The sequence below is a fragment of the Serratia sp. TSA_198.1 genome (genome assembly GCF_052686505.1).
Genome location: NZ_JBQZFP010000002.1, coordinates 1 through 21,230, shown reverse-complemented (window position 1 = coordinate 21,230; position 21,230 = coordinate 1). Strand labels below are relative to the sequence as shown.

General features: G+C 55.3%; 22 protein-coding genes. 14 read left to right on the top strand and 8 right to left on the bottom strand.

The features are described 5' to 3' along the window. Positions 1 to 7 precede the first annotated feature (7 nt). The 10 genes from fabZ to ACUTSW_RS11455 all read left to right on the top strand — a co-directional run bounded on the left by fabZ (position 8) and on the right by ACUTSW_RS11455 (position 12,114). The gene (gene fabZ, locus ACUTSW_RS11500; protein ID WP_006327526.1) at positions 8 to 463 is read left to right on the top strand and encodes a 3-hydroxyacyl-ACP dehydratase FabZ; all 456 of its coding nucleotides are present in this window, start codon (positions 8 to 10) and stop codon (positions 461 to 463) included. 3 nt (positions 464 to 466) lie between these two features. Further along, positions 467 to 1,255: an acyl-ACP--UDP-N-acetylglucosamine O-acyltransferase gene (gene lpxA, locus ACUTSW_RS11495; protein WP_004952210.1), complete on the top strand. Its 789-nt coding sequence runs from the start codon at positions 467 to 469 to the stop codon at positions 1,253 to 1,255. A 3-nt stretch (positions 1,256 to 1,258) separates the two neighbouring features. Then, positions 1,259 to 2,407 carry a lipid-A-disaccharide synthase gene (gene lpxB, locus ACUTSW_RS11490; protein ID WP_062868366.1) on the top strand — a complete coding sequence of 383 codons (1,149 nt, stop codon included), beginning with the start codon at positions 1,259 to 1,261 and terminating at the stop codon, positions 2,405 to 2,407. Then, complete coding sequence (gene rnhB / locus ACUTSW_RS11485; protein WP_445584474.1) at positions 2,404 to 2,997, top strand: ribonuclease HII; 594 nt, start codon at positions 2,404 to 2,406, stop codon at positions 2,995 to 2,997. The genes lpxB and rnhB overlap by 4 nt, the downstream gene beginning before the upstream one ends. Positions 2,998 to 3,084: 87 nt before the next feature. Beyond that, positions 3,085 to 6,573 carry a DNA polymerase III subunit alpha gene (gene dnaE / locus ACUTSW_RS11480; protein WP_445584473.1) on the top strand — a complete coding sequence of 1,163 codons (3,489 nt, stop codon included), beginning with the start codon at positions 3,085 to 3,087 and terminating at the stop codon, positions 6,571 to 6,573. A gap of 12 nt (positions 6,574 to 6,585) precedes the next feature. Continuing rightward, a complete protein-coding gene (accA, locus tag ACUTSW_RS11475; protein ID WP_004952206.1) occupies positions 6,586 to 7,545 on the top strand; it encodes an acetyl-CoA carboxylase carboxyl transferase subunit alpha in 960 nt (319 codons plus the stop codon). A gap of 175 nt (positions 7,546 to 7,720) precedes the next feature. Then, on the top strand, positions 7,721 to 9,877 hold the full coding sequence (locus ACUTSW_RS11470; protein ID WP_445584472.1) for a lysine decarboxylase LdcC: 2,157 nt from the start codon (positions 7,721 to 7,723) through the stop codon (positions 9,875 to 9,877). Positions 9,878 to 9,985: 108 nt separating this feature from the next. Beyond that, entirely contained in the window at positions 9,986 to 10,375 is a 390-nt protein-coding gene (locus tag ACUTSW_RS11465) for a VOC family protein (protein WP_004952202.1), read from the top strand. A gap of 93 nt (positions 10,376 to 10,468) precedes the next feature. After that, positions 10,469 to 11,779, top strand: coding sequence for a tRNA lysidine(34) synthetase TilS (tilS, locus tag ACUTSW_RS11460; RefSeq protein WP_445584471.1), 1,311 nt, complete (start codon positions 10,469 to 10,471; stop codon positions 11,777 to 11,779). A 17-nt stretch (positions 11,780 to 11,796) separates the two neighbouring features. Then, the gene (locus tag ACUTSW_RS11455) at positions 11,797 to 12,114 is read left to right on the top strand and encodes a c-type cytochrome (protein WP_004952199.1); all 318 of its coding nucleotides are present in this window, start codon (positions 11,797 to 11,799) and stop codon (positions 12,112 to 12,114) included. A 68-nt stretch (positions 12,115 to 12,182) separates the two neighbouring features. Here the strand turns inward: ACUTSW_RS11455 and rof are convergent, their stop codons facing one another. Both rof and ACUTSW_RS11445 read right to left on the bottom strand, forming a co-directional pair. After that, positions 12,183 to 12,440, bottom strand: coding sequence for a Rho-binding antiterminator (rof, locus tag ACUTSW_RS11450; protein ID WP_004952197.1), 258 nt, complete (start codon positions 12,438 to 12,440; stop codon positions 12,183 to 12,185). Further along, positions 12,433 to 12,633 (bottom strand): YaeP family protein, encoded by a 201-nt coding sequence (locus tag ACUTSW_RS11445; protein WP_006318652.1) that lies wholly within the window; start codon positions 12,631 to 12,633, stop codon positions 12,433 to 12,435. Before ACUTSW_RS11445 ends, rof begins: the two co-directional genes overlap by 8 nt. A gap of 215 nt (positions 12,634 to 12,848) precedes the next feature. On the opposite strand from ACUTSW_RS11445, the gene ACUTSW_RS11440 reads away from it, so the two are divergent. Genes ACUTSW_RS11440 through nlpE form a run of 3 tightly spaced genes read left to right on the top strand, consistent with a single transcriptional unit; the run spans position 12,849 to position 14,527 of the window. Continuing rightward, positions 12,849 to 13,397: a YaeQ family protein gene (locus ACUTSW_RS11440; RefSeq protein ID WP_004952190.1), complete on the top strand. Its 549-nt coding sequence runs from the start codon at positions 12,849 to 12,851 to the stop codon at positions 13,395 to 13,397. Positions 13,398 to 13,400: 3 nt separating this feature from the next. After that, entirely contained in the window at positions 13,401 to 13,814 is a 414-nt protein-coding gene (gene arfB / locus ACUTSW_RS11435) for an alternative ribosome rescue aminoacyl-tRNA hydrolase ArfB (RefSeq protein WP_004952187.1), read from the top strand. Between the two features lie 29 nt (positions 13,815 to 13,843). Next, positions 13,844 to 14,527, top strand: a complete 684-nt coding sequence (nlpE, locus tag ACUTSW_RS11430; protein ID WP_013814255.1) for an envelope stress response activation lipoprotein NlpE — start codon at positions 13,844 to 13,846, stop codon at positions 14,525 to 14,527. A 52-nt stretch (positions 14,528 to 14,579) separates the two neighbouring features. Here the strand turns inward: nlpE and proS are convergent, their stop codons facing one another. The 6 genes from proS to metN all read right to left on the bottom strand — a co-directional run bounded on the left by proS (position 14,580) and on the right by metN (position 20,196). After that, positions 14,580 to 16,298, bottom strand: a complete 1,719-nt coding sequence (gene proS, locus ACUTSW_RS11425) for a proline--tRNA ligase (protein WP_004952181.1) — start codon at positions 16,296 to 16,298, stop codon at positions 14,580 to 14,582. Positions 16,299 to 16,418: 120 nt separating this feature from the next. Further along, positions 16,419 to 17,126, bottom strand: coding sequence for a tRNA (N6-threonylcarbamoyladenosine(37)-N6)-methyltransferase TrmO (gene tsaA / locus ACUTSW_RS11420; protein WP_062868362.1), 708 nt, complete (start codon positions 17,124 to 17,126; stop codon positions 16,419 to 16,421). After that, positions 17,123 to 17,527 carry an Rcs stress response system protein RcsF gene (gene rcsF / locus ACUTSW_RS11415; RefSeq protein ID WP_020439672.1) on the bottom strand — a complete coding sequence of 135 codons (405 nt, stop codon included), beginning with the start codon at positions 17,525 to 17,527 and terminating at the stop codon, positions 17,123 to 17,125. Before rcsF ends, tsaA begins: the two co-directional genes overlap by 4 nt. A gap of 115 nt (positions 17,528 to 17,642) precedes the next feature. Continuing rightward, positions 17,643 to 18,458, bottom strand: coding sequence for a MetQ/NlpA family lipoprotein (locus ACUTSW_RS11410; protein ID WP_004952177.1), 816 nt, complete (start codon positions 18,456 to 18,458; stop codon positions 17,643 to 17,645). A gap of 60 nt (positions 18,459 to 18,518) precedes the next feature. Next, positions 18,519 to 19,172 (bottom strand): methionine ABC transporter permease MetI, encoded by a 654-nt coding sequence (locus ACUTSW_RS11405; protein WP_006327515.1) that lies wholly within the window; start codon positions 19,170 to 19,172, stop codon positions 18,519 to 18,521. Continuing rightward, on the bottom strand, positions 19,165 to 20,196 hold the full coding sequence (metN, locus tag ACUTSW_RS11400) for a methionine ABC transporter ATP-binding protein MetN (RefSeq protein WP_006318635.1): 1,032 nt from the start codon (positions 20,194 to 20,196) through the stop codon (positions 19,165 to 19,167). Before metN ends, ACUTSW_RS11405 begins: the two co-directional genes overlap by 8 nt. A gap of 187 nt (positions 20,197 to 20,383) precedes the next feature. On the opposite strand from metN, the gene gmhB reads away from it, so the two are divergent. Beyond that, positions 20,384 to 20,947 (top strand): D-glycero-beta-D-manno-heptose 1,7-bisphosphate 7-phosphatase, encoded by a 564-nt coding sequence (gmhB, locus tag ACUTSW_RS11395; protein WP_063200332.1) that lies wholly within the window; start codon positions 20,384 to 20,386, stop codon positions 20,945 to 20,947. Positions 20,948 to 21,230: the final 283 nt, after the last annotated feature.

The window sequence follows — 21,230 nt, the reverse complement described above, 5'->3', positions numbered from 1 at the left end:
GAGTATTTTGACTACTGACACTCATACTCTGGATATTGCAGAAATTTTGGAGTTGCTTCCTCACCGTTACCCGTTCTTGCTGGTCGATCGCGTCCTTGAGTTTGAGGAGCACAAATTCCTGCGTGCGGTGAAGAACGTATCTGTAAATGAGCCGTTTTTCCAGGGGCACTTCCCTGGTAAGCCGATTTTTCCAGGCGTATTGATTCTGGAAGCAATGGCGCAGGCTACCGGTATTCTGGCGTTTAAAAGCGTCGGCAAACTGGAGCCGGGCGAATTGTATTACTTTGCCGGTATCGACGAAGCCCGTTTCAAACGACCGGTAGTGCCAGGCGATCAGATGATCATGGAAGTCACCTTTGAGAAAACTCGTCGTGGTCTGACGCGCTTCAAAGGCGTAGCGACCGTTGACGGCAAAATTGTTTGCGAAGCAACCATGATGTGTGCGCGCAGCCGGGAGTCTTAATCCGTGATTGACAAAACCGCCTTTATCCATCCAAGCGCGATTATCGAAGAAGGCGCCGTTATCGGCGCTGGCGCGCACATCGGTCCCTTCTGTTACGTCGGCTCCCAGGTGGAAATCGGCGCTGGCACGGTACTGAAATCCCACGTTGTGGTGAATGGTGTGACCAAAATCGGCCGTGACAATCAGATCTATCAATTTGCCTCTATCGGCGAAGCGAATCAGGATCTGAAATACGCGGGTGAACCGACACGTGTCGAGATTGGCGATCGCAACCGCATCCGCGAAAGCGTCACCGTTCATCGCGGTACGGTGCAAGGTACCAGCCTGACCAAGATCGGCGACGACAACCTGTTTATGGTGAATGCGCACATTGCCCACGACTGTATCGTCGGCAATCGCTGCATCTTCGCCAACAACGCGACGCTGGGCGGCCACGTTGAGGTTGATGATTATGCGATCATTGGCGGCATGACGGCGGTGCACCAGTTCTGTGTGATTGGTGCTCACGTTATGGTTGGCGGCTGCTCTGGCGTTGCTCAGGACGTGCCACCTTTTGTCATCGCGCAGGGTAACCACGCCACGCCATTCGGTATCAATATCGAAGGGTTGAAGCGTCGTGGTTTTGATAAAGAGGCGCTGCATGCCATCCGTAACGCCTACAAACTGCTTTATCGCAGCGGTAAAACGCTGGACGAAGCCAAACCTGAAATCGAAGCCCTGGCCAAAGAGCAGCCGGTAGTGCAGCAGTTCCTCGATTTCTTTGGCCGTTCAACCCGCGGTATTATTCGCTGACCTATGCAAAATCGTCCATTGACTATCGGATTGGTCGCCGGAGAAACTTCCGGTGATATTCTTGGCGCCGGTTTAATCCGAGCGCTCAAGGCGCAGATCCCCGACGCGCGTTTTGTTGGCGTCGCCGGCCCGCTGATGCAGGCTGAAGGCTGCGAAACCTGGTACGAAATGGAAGAGCTGGCGGTAATGGGCGTGGTGGAAGTGCTTGAGCGCTTGCCACGCCTGTTGAAGATCCGCAAGGATCTTACCCGCCGGTTCAGTGAATTGAAGCCGGACGTGTTTGTCGGCATCGATGCGCCCGACTTCAATATCACGCTGGAAGGCCGTCTCAAGCAGCGCGGCATCCGCACTATCCACTATGTCAGTCCGTCGGTCTGGGCCTGGCGTCAGAAGCGTGTTTTCAAAATTGGCAAAGCCACCGATCTGGTGTTGGCGTTTCTCCCTTTCGAAAAAGCGTTTTACGATCGTTTCAACGTTCCTTGTCGGTTTATCGGCCACACCATGGCCGACGCCATGCCGCTGCAGCCGGACAAACTGGCCGCGCGCGCTACGCTGGGCATAGCCCCTGATGCACGCTGCCTTGCCTTGTTACCTGGCAGCCGTGGTGCGGAAGTCGAGATGCTGAGCGCTGACTTCCTGAAGACTGCCCAACTGCTTCGCACCCGTTATCCTGAGCTGGAAGTGGTAGTGCCGCTGGTTAACGCCAAACGGCGTGAACAGTTCGAACGTATCAAGGCTGAAGTGGCGCCGGAGCTGACCGTTCACCTGCTGAATGGCCAGGGCCGTGAGGCAATGATCGCCAGCGATGCGGCATTGCTGGCCTCGGGCACCGCAGCGCTGGAGTGTATGCTGGCCAAATGCCCGATGGTGGTGGGTTACCGCATGAAGCCGTTTACCTTCTGGTTGGCACAGCGGTTGGTGAAGACGCCCTATGTCTCACTGCCTAACCTGCTGGCCGGGCGTGAAATCGTCACCGAACTGTTGCAGCACGACTGTGTGCCGGACAAACTGGCGGCGGCCCTGATGCCGTTGCTGGAAGACAGCCCGCAGACCGAAGATCTGAAACAGACGTTCCTTACCTTGCACCAAAGCATCCGTTGCGGTGCTGATGAACAGGCCGCTCAGGCTGTGTTGGAGCTGGTAAAAGCATGATTGAACCCTTTATCTATCCCGCCGCCACGTTGATTGCCGGTGTGGACGAGGTAGGCCGTGGCCCCTTGGTGGGCGCAGTGGTGACCGCCGCAGTGATCCTCGACCCCGCTCGGCCGATTATTGGCCTGGCAGATTCGAAAAAACTCAGTGAAAAACGCCGTCTGGCACTGTATGACGAAATCGTGGAGAAGGCCTTGTCCTGGAGCCTGGGGCGTGCCGAGCCGGACGAGATCGATCGGTTGAACATCTTGCACGCCACCATGTTGGCCATGCAGCGTGCGGTTGCCGGATTGCATATCGCGCCGGACATGGTATTAATCGACGGTAACCGTTGCCCGAAATTGCCAATGCGCTCGCAGGCGGTGGTGAAGGGTGATAGCCGCGTGGCTGAAATCAGCGCCGCCTCCATTCTGGCGAAGGTGACGCGCGATCGTGAAATGACCGAATTGGATCGCGAGTTCCCGGATTACGGTTTTGCGCAGCATAAAGGCTATCCGACCGCCTTCCACCTGGAGCGCCTGGCCGTGCTGGGTGCGACCGAACATCATCGCCGCAGCTTTGCCCCGGTAAGAAGGGCGCTGGAGCGGTAATCTGCCGGCCTGGGTATCCGGGCTGTGCGCACGATAGCGTTAACCCGGGTTCAGCGTGCTGAGCCCCCTAGTTTCAGGTATCTGGATATGGCCGAACCTCGTTTTATTCACCTGCGCGTTCATAGTGACTACTCCATGATTGATGGATTAGCCAAGATCGGGCCGTTGGTGAAAAGAGCCGCCGCGTTAGCCATGCCTGCTTTGGCAATTACCGATTTCACCAACCTGTGCGGGTTGGTGAAGTTCTATGGCAGTGCGCATGGCGCCGGGATCAAACCGATCATCGGCGCGGATTTTCATGTGCAAAGCGAAGTGCTGGGCGATGAGCTGGCGCAGCTCACCGTACTGGCCGCCAATAATGACGGTTATCAAAACCTGACGCTGCTGATTTCCCGCGCTTACCAGCGTGGTTACGGCGCCGCCGGCCCGATTATTGACCGCGACTGGCTGATAGAACACCGCGAGGGGTTAATCCTGCTTTCAGGTGCCCGTCAGGGGGACGTCGGCAAATTTTTGCTGCGCGGTAATCAGCAACAGGTAGATCAGTGCCTGGACTTCTATCAGCAATATTTCCCGGACAGCTATTACCTTGAACTGATCCGCACAGGCCGGCCGGACGAAGAAAACTACCTGCATGCAGCCGTAGCGCTGGCGACCGAACGTGGATTGCCGGTGGTGGCCACCAACGACGTGCGTTTTCTGGTAGAGGATGACTTTGACGCCCATGAGATCCGCGTCGCCATCCATGACGGTTTCACGCTTGACGATCCCAAACGCCCGCGCAACTACAGCACGCAGCAATATATGCGCAGCGCAGACGAGATGTGCGAGCTGTTTGCCGACATCCCGGAAGCGCTGCTTAACAGCGTCGAAATCGCCAAGCGCTGCAATGTCACCATCCGTCTCGGCGAATACTTCCTGCCACAGTTCCCGACCGGCGATATGACCACCGAAGATTTCCTGGTACTCAAATCGAAGGAAGGGCTGGAAGAGCGCCTGGAATTCCTGTTCCCGGATCCGGAAGTGCGCGCACAGCGCCGCCCTGAATACGACGAACGTCTGGATATCGAGCTGAAAGTGATCAACCAGATGGGCTTCCCGGGCTACTTCCTGATCGTAATGGAATTCATCCAGTGGTCGAAAGATAACGATGTGCCGGTAGGGCCGGGACGCGGTTCCGGTGCCGGTTCACTGGTAGCCTATGCGCTGAAAATCACCGATCTTGATCCGCTGGAATTTGATTTGCTGTTCGAACGTTTCCTTAACCCGGAACGTGTTTCGATGCCCGACTTCGACGTCGACTTTTGCATGGAAAAACGCGATCTGGTGATTGAGCACGTGGCGGAGATGTATGGCCGCGAGGCGGTATCTCAGATCATTACCTTCGGCACCATGGCGGCCAAAGCGGTTATTCGCGACGTGGGCCGCGTGCTGGGTCACCCCTATGGTTTCGTCGATCGCATCTCCAAGCTGGTGCCGCCCGATCCGGGCATGACGCTGGAAAAGGCGTTTGCCGCCGAACCGCAACTGCCGGAAATTTACGAGGCTGACGAAGAAGTCAAAGCGCTGATCGACATGGCGCGCAAGCTGGAAGGGGTGACGCGTAACGCCGGTAAGCACGCCGGCGGCGTGGTTATTGCGCCTACCAAGATCACCGACTTCGCGCCGCTGTACTGCGATGCCGAAGGGAATCACCCGGTCACCCAGTTTGACAAGAATGATGTGGAATACGCCGGGCTGGTGAAGTTCGACTTCCTTGGCTTGCGCACCCTGACCATCATCGACTGGGCGCTGGGGATGATCAATGCCCGGCGAGCGAAAAACGGGCTTGAACCCATTGATATCGCGGCTATTCCGCTCGAAGACAAAAAAAGCTTCGATATGCTGCAGCGCTCGGAAACCACTGCGGTATTCCAGCTCGAATCACGCGGCATGAAGGATCTGATCAAGCGCCTGAAACCTGACTGTTTCGAAGATATGATCGCACTGGTGGCGCTGTTCCGTCCGGGCCCGCTGCAGTCAGGCATGGTGGATAACTTCATCGACCGCAAACACGGCCGCGAAGAGATTTCTTACCCGGATATCCAGTGGCAGCATGAGTCGCTTAAGCCGGTGCTGGAACCGACCTATGGCATCATCCTGTACCAGGAACAGGTCATGCAGATTGCCCAAGTGCTGGCCGGCTATACGCTGGGCGGCGCGGACATGCTGCGTCGTGCGATGGGTAAAAAGAACCCGGTTGAAATGGCCAAGCAGCGCGGCGGTTTCGAAGATGGGGCAAAATCGCGCGGCATCGACGGTGAACTGTCGGTAAAAATCTTCGATCTGGTAGAGAAATTCGCCGGTTACGGCTTTAACAAATCGCACTCCGCCGCCTATGCACTGGTGTCCTACCAGACGTTGTGGTTAAAGGCCCACTACCCGGCCGAGTTTATGGCGGCGGTAATGACCGCCGATATGGACAACACCGACAAGGTCGTGGGGTTGGTGGATGAATGCTGGCGCATGGGCCTGAAAATCCTGCCGCCGGATATTAACAGCGGCCAGTACCATTTCCACGTCAACGATGAAGGCGAGATCGTTTACGGTATCGGCGCGATCAAAGGCGTCGGAGAAGGGCCGATTGAAGCCATTCTCGAAGCGCGAAACAGCGGGGAGCAGGGCTACTTTAAAGACCTGTTCGATCTCTGCGCGCGCTCCGATGTCAAAAAACTCAACCGCCGAATTCTGGAAAAACTGATCATGTCCGGGGCATTCGACCGCCTTGGACCGCATCGCGCGGCGCTGATGAGCTCACTGGGCGACGCGTTGAAAGCAGCCGATCAGCATGCGAAAGCTGAAGCTATCGGCCAGGTGGACATGTTTGGCGTCCTGGCGGAAGCGCCGGAACAAGTGGAGCAATCCTACGCCAATGTGCCCCGCTGGCAGGAGCAGGTAGTGCTGGATGGCGAACGGGAGACGTTGGGGCTATACCTGACCGGCCACCCGATCACCCAGTACCTGAAGGAGATCGAACGTTACGCCGGTGGCCAGCGTTTGAAAGATATGCACCCGACGGATCGGGGCAAAATGACGACCGCCGTTGGGCTGGTGATCGCCTCGCGGGTTATGGTCACCAAGCGCGGTAACCGCATCGGGATTTGTACGCTGGATGACCGTTCAGGCCGTCTGGAAGTGATGTTATTCACCGATGCGTTAGAAAAATACCAGCATTTGTTGGAAAAAGACCGTATCCTGATCGCCAGTGGACAGGTCAGCTTTGATGACTTTAGCGGCGGGCTTAAAATGACGGCCCGCGAACTAATGGACATCAGTGAAGCCCGTGAAAAATACGCTCGTGGGCTTGCTATCTCGCTGACGGACAGGCAAATTGATGACCAGCTTTTGAACCGTCTCCGTCAGTCGTTGGAACCCCATCGCTCGGGGACGATTCCAGTGCATCTTTACTATCAACGGGAAGATGCGCGGGCCAAGCTGCGTTTTGGCGCAACCTGGCGCGTGACGCCCACCGACCGCTTGTTGATAGATTTGCGGACTTTGGTAGGTAATGAGCAGGTGGAACTGGAATTTGACTAATATAGGAATGCTATGAGTCTGAATTTTCTTGATTTTGAACAGCCGATTGCAGAGCTGGAAGCGAAAATTGACTCGCTGACTGCAGTCAGTCGTCAAGACGAAAAATTAGATATTAATCTGGACGAAGAGGTTCAGCGCCTTCGTGAAAAGAGCGTTGAGCTGACGCGCAAGATTTTTTCCGATCTTGGGGCCTGGCAAGTTGCCCAATTGGCACGCCACCCGCGCCGTCCTTATACCCTGGATTATATCAAACACATCTTTACCGACTTCGAAGAGTTGGCTGGCGACCGCGCTTACGCCGATGACAAAGCGATCGTTGGTGGTATTGCGCGCCTGGATGGCCGCCCGGTGATGATCATTGGTCATCAGAAAGGCCGCGAAACCAAAGAAAAAATCCGCCGTAACTTCGGTATGCCGGCACCAGAAGGCTATCGCAAGGCACTGCGCCTGATGGAAATGGCTTCTCGCTTCAAGATGCCGCTGATCACTTTCATCGACACGCCAGGGGCTTACCCGGGCGTGGGCGCGGAAGAACGCGGCCAGTCTGAGGCCATTGCCCGCAACCTGCGTGAAATGTCTCGCCTGAATATCCCGGTGATCTGCACCGTGATCGGCGAAGGCGGTTCTGGCGGCGCGTTGGCGATCGGCGTTGGCGATAAAGTGAATATGTTGCAGTACAGCACCTATTCGGTGATCTCGCCGGAAGGTTGCGCCTCAATTCTGTGGAAGAGCGCCGACAAAGCGCCGTTGGCCGCAGAGGCGATGGGTATTACCGCACCGCGCCTGAAAGAGCTGAAGCTGATCGATTCGGTGATCCCGGAGCCGCTGGGTTCCGCTCACCGTGACGTCCCGGCGATGGCCGCCTCGTTGAAAGCGCAATTGCTGGCTGACCTGAAAGATCTCGACGGCCTGAACAATGAAGAGTTGCTCAATCGCCGCTACCAGCGCCTGATGAACTACGGCTATTGCTGAGTGTCGTCCTGCGTTGCAAAAAACCGCCTTCGGGCGGTTTTTTTATATCTGATGAAAAAGGCACTGTTATGAGCAAACTTTTTGCGGAGCGGTGCGCAGCATCCCGATGACGGGGTACACACTATCGGATTTTCATGTTGTTATAGAAGTTTGGCGGAACTGACAGGAGCAGCCAATGAATATCATCGCAATCATGAGCCCAACGGGCGTCTATTACAAAGATGAGCCTATTCGTGAGCTGCACACCGCATTGGCTACGATGGGTTTCCAGTTGGTTTACCCGAAAAATGGCGGCGATTTGCTGAAGCTGATCGAGGCCAATGCGCGTATTTGCGGAGTGATTTTCGACTGGGACGACTACAGCCTGGAGCTGTGCAGCGAAATTAACGAGCTGAATGAATATCTGCCGCTATATGCGTTTATCAACCAGTATTCCACCTTCGACGTCAGTCTGCATGAAATGCGCATGGTGCTGTATTTTTTTGAGTATGGCTTGAATGCGGCAGATGATATTGCGCAGCGTATTCAGCAATACACCGCAGAATATATCGACACCATTACGCCGCCCTTAACCAAGGCACTATTCAACTATGTGCGCGAGGGCAAATACACCTTTTGCACCCCAGGGCATATGGCCGGCACTGCTTTCCAGAAAAGCCCGGTTGGCTGCCTGTTTTACGATTTTTTCGGTGCCAACACCTTAAAAGCCGACGTCTCCATATCGGTGACCGAGCTGGGTTCGCTGCTGGACCATACCGGCCCGCATCTGGAGGCCGAAGAGTATATTGCGCGTACCTTTAACGCCGAGCAGAGCTATCTGGTGACTAATGGCACCTCCACCGCCAACAAGATTGTCGGCATGTATTCGGCCCCGGCAGGCAGCACGGTGTTGATTGACCGCAACTGCCATAAATCGCTGTGCCATCTGCTGATGATGAGCGATATCGTCCCGATCTACCTGCGCCCGCTGCGTAACGCCTACGGCATTCTTGGCGGTATCCCGCAGCATGAATTTACCCATGAGAGCATTGCCGGCCGGGTCGTCGCCACTGCGAATGCCAGTTGGCCGGTACATGCGGTGATCACCAACTCGACTTATGACGGCCTGCTGTATAACACCGATTACATCAAGCAGACGCTGGATGTGCCATCAATCCATTTTGACTCCGCCTGGGTACCCTATACCAACTTCCATCCAATCTACGAAGGCAAGAGTGGTATGAGCGGTGAACGCACGCCCGGCAAGGTGATCTACGAAACGCAGTCCACGCACAAGCTGCTGGCGGCATTCTCGCAGGCCTCAATGATTCACATTAAAGGCGATTACGACGAAAGCACCTTTAACGAAGCCTATATGATGCATACCACCACTTCGCCGAACTACGGCATTGTGGCGTCGATGGAGACTGCCGCCGCAATGCTGCGCGGCAACCCTGGGCGGCGGTTGATTAACCGCTCGGTAGAGCGCGCGCTGCATTTCCGTCGTGAGGTGCAGCGGTTGCGGGAGGAGAGCGATAGCTGGTTCTTCGATATCTGGCAGCCTGAAGAGATCGACGAGGCGCAATGCTGGCCGTTGAACCCGGACGATAATTGGCATGGGTTTGGCAATACCGACAACGATCATATGTACCTCGATCCGATCAAAGTGACGATCCTGACGCCGGGAATGAACGAGCTGGGTACGCTGGAGGAGAGCGGGATCCCGGCAGCGCTGGTGGCGAAATACCTGGACGAGCGCGGCATCGTGGTGGAAAAAACCGGGCCTTATAATCTGCTGTTCCTGTTCAGCATCGGCATTGATAAAACCAAGGCGATGAGCTTACTGCGTGGCCTGACCGATTTTAAACGCGCTTACGATCTTAATCTGCGGGTGAAGAACATGCTGCCGGATCTGTTCGCGGAGGATCCTGATTTCTATCGCAATATGCGTATTCAGGATCTGGCGGCCGGGATCCACCGGTTGATCTGCCGGCACGATCTGCCGCGGCTGATGCTGCGGGCATTCGATGTGCTGCCGGAAATGAAGCTGACGCCGCACCAAATGTTCCAGCAGCAGGTACGTGGCAATGTGGAAACCTGCGAACTGGATCAACTGGTGGGCAAGGTGGCGGCCAATATGATCCTGCCTTATCCACCAGGCGTGCCGTTAGTGATGCCGGGTGAGATGATCACCGAGGAGAGCCGTGCGGTGCTCGATTTCTTGCTGATGCTGTGCTCCATCGGTGAGCGTTATCCCGGCTTTGAAACCGATATCCACGGTGCGAAATTGACCGAGGACGGACGTTATCTGGTGAAGGTACTGAAAACGCCGCCGGCCGATATCAACGTTTGAGCTGCTAACCTTTATGACAGCCCTGTTTGTCCCACGGGGCTTTTTACCGTTGACGTTGCAACCCTCGCCGGATACCGTGCCTCATCAAGCAGACAATGAGGCATTACCATGTTGGCATTACGTCAGGTGCATCACATCGCAGTGATTGGTTCAGACTATGCGGCCAGTAAGCATTTCTACTGTGACATCCTCGGTTTTACCCTATTGGGCGAGTTTTATCGTGAAGAACGAGATTCATGGAAGGCGGATCTGGCGCTCAATGGACAATACAGTATCGAACTGTTCTCCTTTCCGTCACCACCGGCCCGCGTCAGCCGTCCAGAAGCATGTGGCCTGCGCCACCTGGCGTTCAGTGTAGACGATATCGAACAGGCTATCGCGCATCTGGAAGCCGCCGGGATCCTGTGCGAACCGGTACGCGTCGATCCTTATACCCAGTCCCGTTTTACTTTTTTCAGCGATCCTGATGGATTGCCACTGGAACTGTATGAACAATGAAGGCTTGCCTGAAGGCATCGGGCTGGTTAACGTGCAGCCCTATGGGCGTTATGGCGGTTTCCTGCTGCTTGTCAGACGATGAACGATAAACCAATGAATACCGATCAACTTTCCGTACAGGTCAGCCGACAATTGGGTACGAAGCGGCATTTTCTGGTGGCGTTCAGCGGTGGCCTGGATTCCAGTGTATTGTTGCACCTGCTGGTGGGGCTGCGGCGGCAATGGCCGGATCTGCAGTTGCGTGCGGTGCATGTGCACCACGGCCTGAGCGCTTTTGCCGACGAATGGGCGGCCCACTGCCAACGTCAATGCGCCGCCTGGCAGTTGCCGCTGGTGGTCCAACGTGTGCAGGTGGATGGCAGGCAGGGCGGGATTGAAGCTGCGGCCCGTGCGGCGCGTTACTCAGCCTTTGCCGCTACGCTGGCGGCCGGTGAGGTCTTGCTCACGGCGCAACATCTTGATGACCAATGTGAGACCTTCCTGCTGGCGCTGAAGCGCGGCAGTGGTCCGGCGGGCCTGTCGGCGATGGCCGCTCAGGCATCATTGGGGAATACCCCCTTGCTGCGCCCTTTGCTGGGTATGTCGCGTCTGCAGTTGGAGGGCTATGCACAGCAGCATCAGCTCACCTGGATAGAGGACGACAGCAATCAGGATCCGCGTTTCGATCGTAATTTCCTGCGCCTGCAGGTGCTACCGCTGCTGAACCAACGCTGGCCGTATTTTGCCGCCGCGACGGCGCGCAGCGCCAGCCTGTGCGCGGAACAGGAGCAACTGCTGGATGAGCTGCTGGCAGAACAGCTGCAAGCGCTGCTTGATGAAGATAATGCACTGGCGATCGACGGCCTGTTGGGGTGTTCGTCTGCGCGCCGTTTTGCCTTGTTGCGTCGTTGGATCGCGCTGTTTGGCGTTACCATGCCTTCACGCGAACAACTGCAGCGGCTGTGGGACGAGGTGGCGCTCTGCCGGGATGACGCCGAGCCGAAGTTGCAGCCGGGGCCCTATCAGATTCGCCGTTTCCGTCGGCGATTATATCTACTGCCGATAATGGCGGATTTGCGCGAAGTCAGCCTGAACTGGTCATTGGCAGAGCCCCTCGAGCTGCCGGATGGATTGGGTAAGCTGAGTAGCGGGGAAGGCGATATTTGTCTGAGGGCACCACAGCCGCAACAGAAGGTGAGCGTTCGTTTTGCCGCTCAGGGAACAATCCGCATCCTTGGCCGAGCTCATTCCCGGCCAGTTAAAAAACTGTGGCAGGAGTTGGGCGTGCCGCCGTGGCAGCGCGAACGTACCCCGCTAATCTATTATGATGACCAGCTTATCGCTGCGCTGGGGGTATTTGTCAGCGAAGCCGGTCAGCCGCCTGAGGGGGAGCGATCCTGGCGACTGCGTTGGCATAAAAAATAATAATAGTATGAGGAGCAATGATGAAATTTGTGAGCGCAATGGCCGTGGTGTTCGGTCTTTTCAGTCTGTCGGCCATCGCGGCGGGTGACGTGGCCGCAGGGAAGGGTAAATCCGCCAGCTGTGTCGCGTGTCATGGCGCGGAGGGGAAGGTGTCGGTGCCGATGTATCCGAATCTGGCCGGGCAAAACGCCATGTATCTGGAGCACGCGCTGCAAGCGTATAAAAAAGGGGAGCGCAACGGCGGCCAGGCTGAAGTGATGAAGGCCTACGTCTCGGCATTGTCTGATGATGATATTGCCGATCTGGCAGCTTATTATGCCAGTCTTAAACCCTAGCCAGCCTGAAGCCATAAATGACGAGGGCAGCCGTTGGGCTGCCCTGTTGGGATGGCGTTACCGAAAAATCAATCAGACAGGCTGACGACCACGGTACCGATTTCCGGATGACTGAAACTGAGGATGTGATCCAGACGCAAGCTGAGAGCGTTGCCGGCCTGATCGATAATCAGGTATTCAACACCCTTGGTAAATTTCAGCTCGGTGGCTTTGCCTTCGAGTTTTTCTCCGTCGCGTAACTCCAGCTTCAGAATGTAGTTATGCTGACAGGCGAGTTCCAGGCTTTCATAGTCATCGCAATTGATGGATTGGTACTCATCATTCATCAACATAGTCGCTCACCAATAAGTTAGCGGCGGCAAAGGCCGCCTGTTCCCTAACGGAGGACGGTAGCGCGTTATCCGCAGCAACTTCGTCCAATGCCTTTAACACACATGCTAGCGCATCAGGCACGTAGCCGAGATCCCCACTGCCGATCTCAGCGTAAAAACGGCGTACTAACTCACAGTATTGTTGCACAGTTTCCTCCCTTAAGAACCTCTGCGTCATCGAAGTCCCGTATAGCGATGAGGCCCAGGCTCTCGGAGCTTTACTTAATCCTAGTCGACTATAGCACAGCTGTTGGGGAGTTATTAGCACCTCAGCGCGGCTTTCGCACTGCGCTTTGCCCAGCCGCGCTGGCTGCGGATGGGCCAAATCTAGTACACTGTCGCCTGATAATAATGAGGTCACCCATGGCGCTGAAAGCAACTATTTATAAAGCCACGGTCAATATCGCTGATATGGATCGTCACTTCTACCACGACGCCACGCTCACCCTGGCCCAACATCCTTCCGAAACCGAACAGCGCATGATGCTGCGCCTGCTGGCCTGGATCTGCCACGCCGATGAGCGTCTGGTGTTTACCAAGGGCCTGAGTGCCGAAGATGAGCCGGAAATCTGGCGGCGCAATGATCACAACGGGTTGGAAATGTGGATCGAAATGGGCCTGCCCGATGAGAAGCGCATCAGGAAAGCCTGCAACCAGTCACCGCGAGTGGTGCTTTACGCCTACGGTGAACGCGCCGGACATGTATGGTGGCAGGGTATCCAGAGCAAAGTAGCAAACCACAAAAACCTAAGCATCCGTTTTCTGGATGATGAACAATTAGGCAAGTTGGCGGCGATGGCCAGCCGCAATATGACGCTGCAAGCCACGCTGCAAGAAGGAACTATCTGGCTTTCTGACGCTCAGAATAGTCTGGAAATCCAGTTTGCCGAGTGGCAACAGGCGCAGGTGTGACCGGTGCTGGAACTGTCAAGAAACGTAGCCATACCGGATAACGAACTGGAACTGACGGCGATCCGCGCGCAGGGCGCGGGTGGCCAGCACGTGAATAAAACCTCAACGGCTATCCATTTGCGCTTTGACATCCGGGCATCCAGCCTGCCAGAGTATTATAAGGAAAGGCTGCTGGCCCTGAATAATCATTTAATTACCGCCGACGGCGTGGTGATTATTAAAGCGCAGGAATATCGCAGCCAGGAATTAAACCGCGAGGCGGCGCTGGCCAGGCTGGTGGCGTTGATTCAGCAGGCGATGGTGGTGGAAAAAGCGCGCAGAGCGACCAAGCCCACGAAAGGGGCAAAATTACGCCGGCTGGAAGGCAAGGTACGTAAAGGCGCGACAAAAGCGCTGCGTGGCAAAATCCGCACTTAAGGATACATGAACACAGTAGGAGAATAGCTGTGAAGAAAATAACAATAGCCCTGTTTTTAGCGGCAGGGGCACTCTCATTATTGGGATGTAATAATCAGTATCAGCCGAAAGAACAACCTCTTCAGGCGATGCAGCAGAGCTATCAGGGCGTACTGCCTTGCGCTGATTGCAGTGGTCTGGATACTGCGCTCTTCCTGGATGAAGACGGCACTTTCATTTTGCAGGAAACCTATCGCGAAACCAAAGACGGGGACCAGAGCTTTGCCGATTATGGCAAATGGGCGCGAACCGCCGATAAGCTGGTACTGACCGACAGCCATGGCGAAAAACGCTATTTCCGCCCGGTAGGCAAGAGTCTGGAAATGTTGGACCAAAGCGGCGCAGTGATCGAGTCCACGCTGAACTACCGCCTGGATCCGGTGGAGAAAGCGTTGCCTAAAACGCCGATGGCGCTCAAAGGCAGCTATACCTACATGGCGGATGCGGCAGTATTCAAAGATTGCGCCACCGGCAAGACTTTCCCGGTAGACAATACTATCGCGTTGGAACAAGGGTATGCCAAAGCGTACAAAACTCCTGGTGAGCCGGTGTTCCTGACCTTGAATGGCCATTTCAGCGTACAACCTTCAATGGAGGAAGGACAGACCGAGAAGGCATTGGTTTCGGATGGCAAGATAGTGTTCGATAAGAACAAGAACTGCGACAGCAAATAATCGCTATAAAAAAACCCGCCGAGGCGGGTTTTTTACTTTCTGACACAGCCGTTTAGCGCTTGATCTGCCCCAGCAGGAAATCAACGATTTCGCCCGTTTTGATCATTTGCTTCTCGCCGACGCGGCGGTTTTTGTATTCAATCTCTTCGCTATCGAGGTTACGGTCGCCGATGACGATTGAGTGTGGCACGCCAATCAGTTCCATATCCGCAAACATTACGCCTGGGCGCTCTTTACGGTCGTCGAGAATAACGTCGATGCCGTGCGAACGCAGGGTATTGTACAGTTCTTCAGCCAGCGCCTGCACGCGGAAGGATTTGTGCATGTTCATTGGCAGAATAGCCACCTGGAATGGGGCGATGGCGTCCGGCCAGATGATCCCGCGATCGTCATGGTTCTGTTCGATGGCGGCAGCCACTACGCGGGTGACCCCGATGCCGTAGCAACCCATGGTCAGAACCTGGTTACGGCCATCTTCACCCTGAACGGTGGCTTTCATCGCTTCAGAGTATTTGGTGCCGAGCTGGAAGATATGGCCCACTTCGATACCGCGTTTGATCAACAGCGTGCCTTTACCGTCCGGGCTGGCGTCGCCTTCCACAACGTTACGAATATCGGCAACCTGCGGCAGAGGCAGATCGCGCTCCCAGTTAATGCCGAAGTAGTGTTTGCCGTCGATATTAGCGCCGGCGCCAAAATCGCTCATCGCCGCTACGCTGCGATCGGCCACGACCGGAACCTGCAGATTGACCGGGCCGAGGGAACCAGGGCCGGCGCCGACGATGGCGCGGATTTCTTCTTCGGTGGCAAAGGTCAACGGAGCGGCTACCTGTGGCAGCTTCTCGGCCTTGATTTCGTTCAGCTCGTGATCGCCGCGTACCAGCAGGGCAACCAGCTTGTGGCCGCTTTCTTTTTCGGCGTGCACCAGCAGCGTCTTGACGGTCTTCTCAACCGGCAGTTGGAATTGCTCTACCAGTTCGGCGATGGTCTTGGCATTTGGCGTATCCACAATGCGCAGTTCTTCGCTGGCTGCCGCGCGCGGCTGAGCCGGTGCCACTGCTTCTGCCAGTTCGATATTGGCGGCAAAGTCAGAACCGGTAGAGAACACGATATCGTCTTCACCGCTGTCGGCCAGCACCTGGAACTCGTGTGATGCGCTACCGCCAATCGAGCCGGTATCGGCATGCACTGGGCGGAAATCCAGGCCCATACGGCTGAAGATTTTGCTGTAGGCTTCGTACATTGCATCGTAGGTCGCCTGCAGGGATTCCTGCGAAGTATGGAATGAGTAGGCATCTTTCATCAGGAATTCGCGAGAACGCATCACGCCGAAACGGGGGCGCACTTCATCGCGGAACTTGGTCTGAATCTGGAAGAAGTTCAGCGGCAGCTGTTTGTAAGAGCTGATCTCGTTACGGATCAGATCCGTAATCACTTCTTCGTGCGTTGGGCCCAGCACAAACGGACGTTCGCCGCGATCGACAAAGCGCAGCAGCTCAGGACCATACTGTTCCCAACGACCGCTTTCCTGCCATAAATCGGCGGGTTGAACCACCGGCATGCAAACTTCGATCGCGTTGGCATTGTTCATTTCTTCGCGGACGATGTTCTCAACCTTTTTCAGAACGCGCAGGCCGGTTGGCAGCCAGGTGTAAAGACCTGAGGCCAGCTTGCGAATCATCCCGGCGCGCAGCATCAGCTGGTGGCTGATCACTTCGGCGTCGGCAGGTGTCTCCTTCAGGGTGGAGAGCAAATATTGGCTAGTACGCATGGTGTTTTGGTTCCGTTAGAACTGCAAATTGCATCGGGCAGCCACAGTGGCGGCCAAAAGTGACAAAAGTGGTTTAGTTTACCAGTGCGAGCGGGTTGTCAAAAGAGAGACGGTGGAATTTTAACGCAGGTCGAGTGACAACACCTCGGTTTGTTGATCCACCACCCGCCAGCGCACGTTGAAATCCAGCAGCCAAACCGCGTAATCCCGTTCCGCTTCTTCTCCCTTTCGGTAGGCCGGACGTGGATCCTGGGCCAGCACCTGGGTGATAAAACGCCGCAGTTGCGGATAGCGTTGTTGGTGCTGCTGTAGCTGTTGTTCAGCCTCGGGGGTAAAACGCACTGGCATATCGCCGGCGGGCGCCGTCTGAGCAAACCCGGCGCGGGCCTGCGGTTGGCTTTCGGCAAACGGCAGGTAGGGTTTGATATCCACCACCGGCGTGCCATCAACCAGATCCAGGCTACCCAGTTCCAGCACCACTTCGCCCCCTTGAACACGTACGCCTTTTAATTCGATTAACGACATGCCGAGCGGGTTAGGGCGGAAGGTGGAGCGTGTGGCAAAGACCCCCATCCGGGCATTGCCGCCCAGGCGCGGTGGCCGCACGGTGGGACGCCAGCCGCCTTCCAGGGTTTGATGGAAAATAAACATCACCCACAGGTGGCTGAAATCGCTGAGACCGCGTACTGCTTCCGCCTGATTGTAGGGCGGTAGCAGTACTAACTCACCGCCACCGTCTTCGACCAACCCCGGCTGGCGAGGTACGGCGAACTTTTCTTTATACGGTGAACGGATGGTTCCGATCTGATTGAAGACAAACTCGGTCATTTGGACGAAACGCTAAGCGCTGAACCCTGGCAAATAGCCTGCTGGTAGCAACCGGCAACGCCGCCGACAATCTGACAGTCGTGCAGCAGCACGGCGTTTGCTTTCATGTAAGAAGCGCGGATCTGCATGCGTTTACGGGCCGTCGCCAGATTTGGCGGTGAATCCTGTACGGTGGTCTGGCATGACTCGCCAGAGACTTCACCCAGATCGCGGAAAGGTTTACCCACTAATTCTTCTGCACTTTTATACAGTTTTACCGGCGCTGGACGTGCCGCGGGCGTCGTCTTTGTCGGTGTGGTTACAGTTGGTTTGCTGGTGTTGTTTGTTGAGGAGGGCGCGATACGCTGCGACGAACACCCTGCCAGCGCGAGCGCTAACAAACAGAGAGATAAAACACGCATTGAGATTCCTCTGTCTTTTTATAGAAGTGGCGCTATTGAAGCAATCTACGGCGGAAATAACAAGACGGGCCGGAGCCCGTCTTGCAATTATAGGAATAAAATCGGTAATGAATGATTACCAGCCTTTTACTGCGCCACCGTTAAAGATCTTGTTGGCCGCTTCGTTAACTTCGTCAGACTGGTATGCCTGCACGAACTTCTTCACGTTTTCCGCGTCTTTGTTGTCTTCACGGGCAACCAGCAGGTTAACGTACGGTGAGTCTTTATCTTCAACAAACAGACCGTCTTTTGCAGGAGTCAGGCCGATCTGGCTGGCGTAGGTCGTGTTGATCACCGCCAGTGCGATTTGCTGATCGTCCAGTGAGCGTGGCAACTGTGGCGCTTCCAGCTCTACCAGTTTCAGGTTTTTCGGGTTCTCGGTCACGTCCAGCACGGTCGGCAGCAGGCCAACACCGTCTTTCAGTTTGATCAGGTTAACCTTCTGCAGCAGCAGCAAAGAACGGCCCAGGTTGGTCGGATCATTAGGCAGGGCAACCTGGGAACCGTCTTTCAGCTCATCCAGTGATTTGATTTTCTTGGAGTAACCGGCAATCGGGTAAACGAAGGAATTACCTACCGATACCAGTTTATAGCCGCGATCCTTGATTTGCTGATCCAGATACGGTTTGTGCTGGAAGGCGTTCAGATCGATATCGCCTTTGCTCAGCGCTTCGTTTGGCAGCACGTAGTCATTGAACGTCACCAGTTCAACGTCCAGACCGTATTTCTCTTTCGCCACTTTCTGCGCTATTTCTGCAACCTGCTGCTCAGCACCGACGATAACGCCCACTTTAATATGGTTTGGATCTTTCTCTTCCTGACCGCAGCCTGCCAGAGCCAGAGTACCGATCAGTGCGCCGATTGCCGCGATGGATTTAAATTTTAACGACATATCCCTTCCTCATTAGACTCGCATTAAAAATACGCTGTGTGAGCGCAGTTGCTGTAAAAACTATTTGTGAGTGACGGCTTTCACGATGCGATCGCCACCGAACTGAATCAGATAGACCAGCACCACCAGTAATACTAATACGGTATTCATTACTGTGGCGTTATAACCGATATAGCCATACTGATAACCTATCTGGCCCAGGCCGCCGGCGCCAACTGCGCCGCCCATGGCAGAGTAACCAACCAAGGTAATCAGGGTAATGGTGGCTGCGTTCACCAGGCCCGGCAGGGCTTCCGGCAACAGTACCTTTTTAATGATTTGCATCGGGGTGGCGCCCATCGCACGGGCTGCTTCCACCAGGCCGGAGGGGATCTCCAGCAGGGCGTTTTCCACCATGCGGGCGATAAACGGCGCTGCGCCCACGGTCAAGGGGACGATGGCCGCCTGCAGGCCGATCGAGGTGCCGACGATCAGGCGGGTAAACGGAATCATCCACACCAGCAGGATGATGAACGGGATGGAACGGAACACGTTCACCAGCCCGGACAAGGTTTTATACAGCGTATTGTTGGCGACGATTTGCCCCGGGCGGGTCACATACAGCAGCACGCCAACCGGCAGGCCGAGCACGAAACCGAAGAAGCCGGAGACAAAGGTCATCGCGACGGTTTCCCACACGCCACGTGCCATTAACCACATCATTGCCTCAGACATAACCCAGAACCTCTACTTTTACCTGATTTTCCTGCAGGAATTTAATCGTTGCCAGCGCGTCTTCGTCGCTGCCGTGCAGCTCTGCCAGCATCACGCCGAATTTCACACCGCCGGCATAATCCATCTGGGCGCTGATGATGTTGTTATTGACGTTGAAGCGGCGAGCGGCTTCTGACAGCAAGGGGGCATCAACGGACTGGCCGGTGAATTCCAGGCGCAGCAACGGTTGACGGCCGCCACTGCGTTCCGGCGCCAAACGCTTGGCATAATCGTCCGGGATATCCAGATGCAACGTGGATTGGATAAACTGTTGGGCCAGCGGCGTTTTCGGGTGCGAGAATACTTCGCTGACGCTGTCTTTTTCAATCAACTGCCCCTGACTGATGACTGCTACCTGATCGCAGATGCGTTTCACCACGTCCATTTCATGGGTGATCAACAGGATGGTCAGGCCGAGGCGGCGGTTAATGTCTTTCAGCAGTTCCAGAATCGAACGGGTAGTTGCCGGATCCAGCGCGCTGGTGGCTTCGTCACACAGCAGCACTTTGGGTTGGCTTGCCAACGCGCGAGCAATCGCTACACGCTGCTTTTGGCCACCGGACAAATTGGCAGGATAGGCGTCATGTTTGTCTGACAGCCCGACCAGCTCCAATAATTCGGTCACCCGTTTTTTTATTTCAGCGCGCGGGGTGTTGTCCAGTTCCAGCGGCAGCGAAACGTTGCCAAATACCGTGCGGGAGGACAGCAGATTAAAGTGCTGGAAAATCATGCCAATCTGACGGCGAGCGCGTGTCAATTCGCTTTCAGACAGCGAGGTCAGATCCTGTCCGTCAACCAACACCTGGCCGGAGGTTGGGCGCTCAAGCATGTTGGCGCAGCGGATCAGCGTACTTTTACCGGCACCGGAAGCACCGATAACGCCATAGATTTGCCCTGCAGGGACGTGAAGAGTCACGTCAGAGAGCGCATTAATAGAGCGCGAACCCTGCTGGAACACTTTGGTGATGTTAGAAAGTTTAATCATATTCTTCTTATTTTAGCGTGGTTGCCCGTGGCTAGATAAAAGTAAACCTTGGCGTGGACCAAGGTATGGGTCAGATGTTAAGGCGTCTAGACGTCCAAGTCAACGACCAACGCCGTTCTCTGCCGTTCTCAGCACTGGGTAAAACATGCGATACTGTACTCGTTTTCAGGCCCTCAGGAGTAAACCGGTGACACAAAGCGTTCCAGCAATTTTCCTAGATCGTGATGGCACGATTAATGTCGATCATGGCTACGTCCATGAAATCGATAATTTCCACTTTATTGATGGCGTGATTGACGCCTGTCGCGAACTTAAAAAGATGGGCTTTGCTCTGGTATTGGTCACCAACCAATCCGGCATTGCGCGCGGCAAGTTCGACGAAAAACAGTTTATGTACCTGACCGAGTGGATGGACTGGTCGCTGGCCGATCGCGATGTTGACCTGGATGGCATCTATTTCTGTCCGCATCACCCAGAGGCAGTAATAGAAGAGTACCGCCAGACGTGCGACTGCCGTAAACCGCAGCCGGGCATGTTGCTGCAGGCACAGCAAGAACTGAACATCGACATGGCCTCTTCTTATATGGTGGGTGACAAACCGGAAGATATGCAGGCCGCCATCGCGGCAGGTGTTGGTACTAAAGTGCTGGTGCGTACCGGCAAGCCGGTCACCGAACAAGGCGAGAAACTGGCGGATTGGGTGTTAAACAGCCTGGCGGAGCTGCCGGAAGCCATCAAAAAGCGGGTTTAGTAGGCGTTATGCATGAATAGTGAGCGGTCAGAAAAAAAGTGAATATTAATCCTTGTCATTCTGAGCTGGCTCCCTATAATGCGCCTCCATCGACACGGAACATGCGAACAACTTCACAGAGTCTCCGGGGTTCGAAGAGAAAAAATCCTGAAAATTGGGGTTGACTCTGAAAGAGGAAAGCGTATTATACGCCACCTCGAGATAGCAAGCTACGGCGGCTAACTCACTGCTCTTTAACAATTTATCAGGCAATCTGTGTGGGCACTCCACAAGACGATATCCA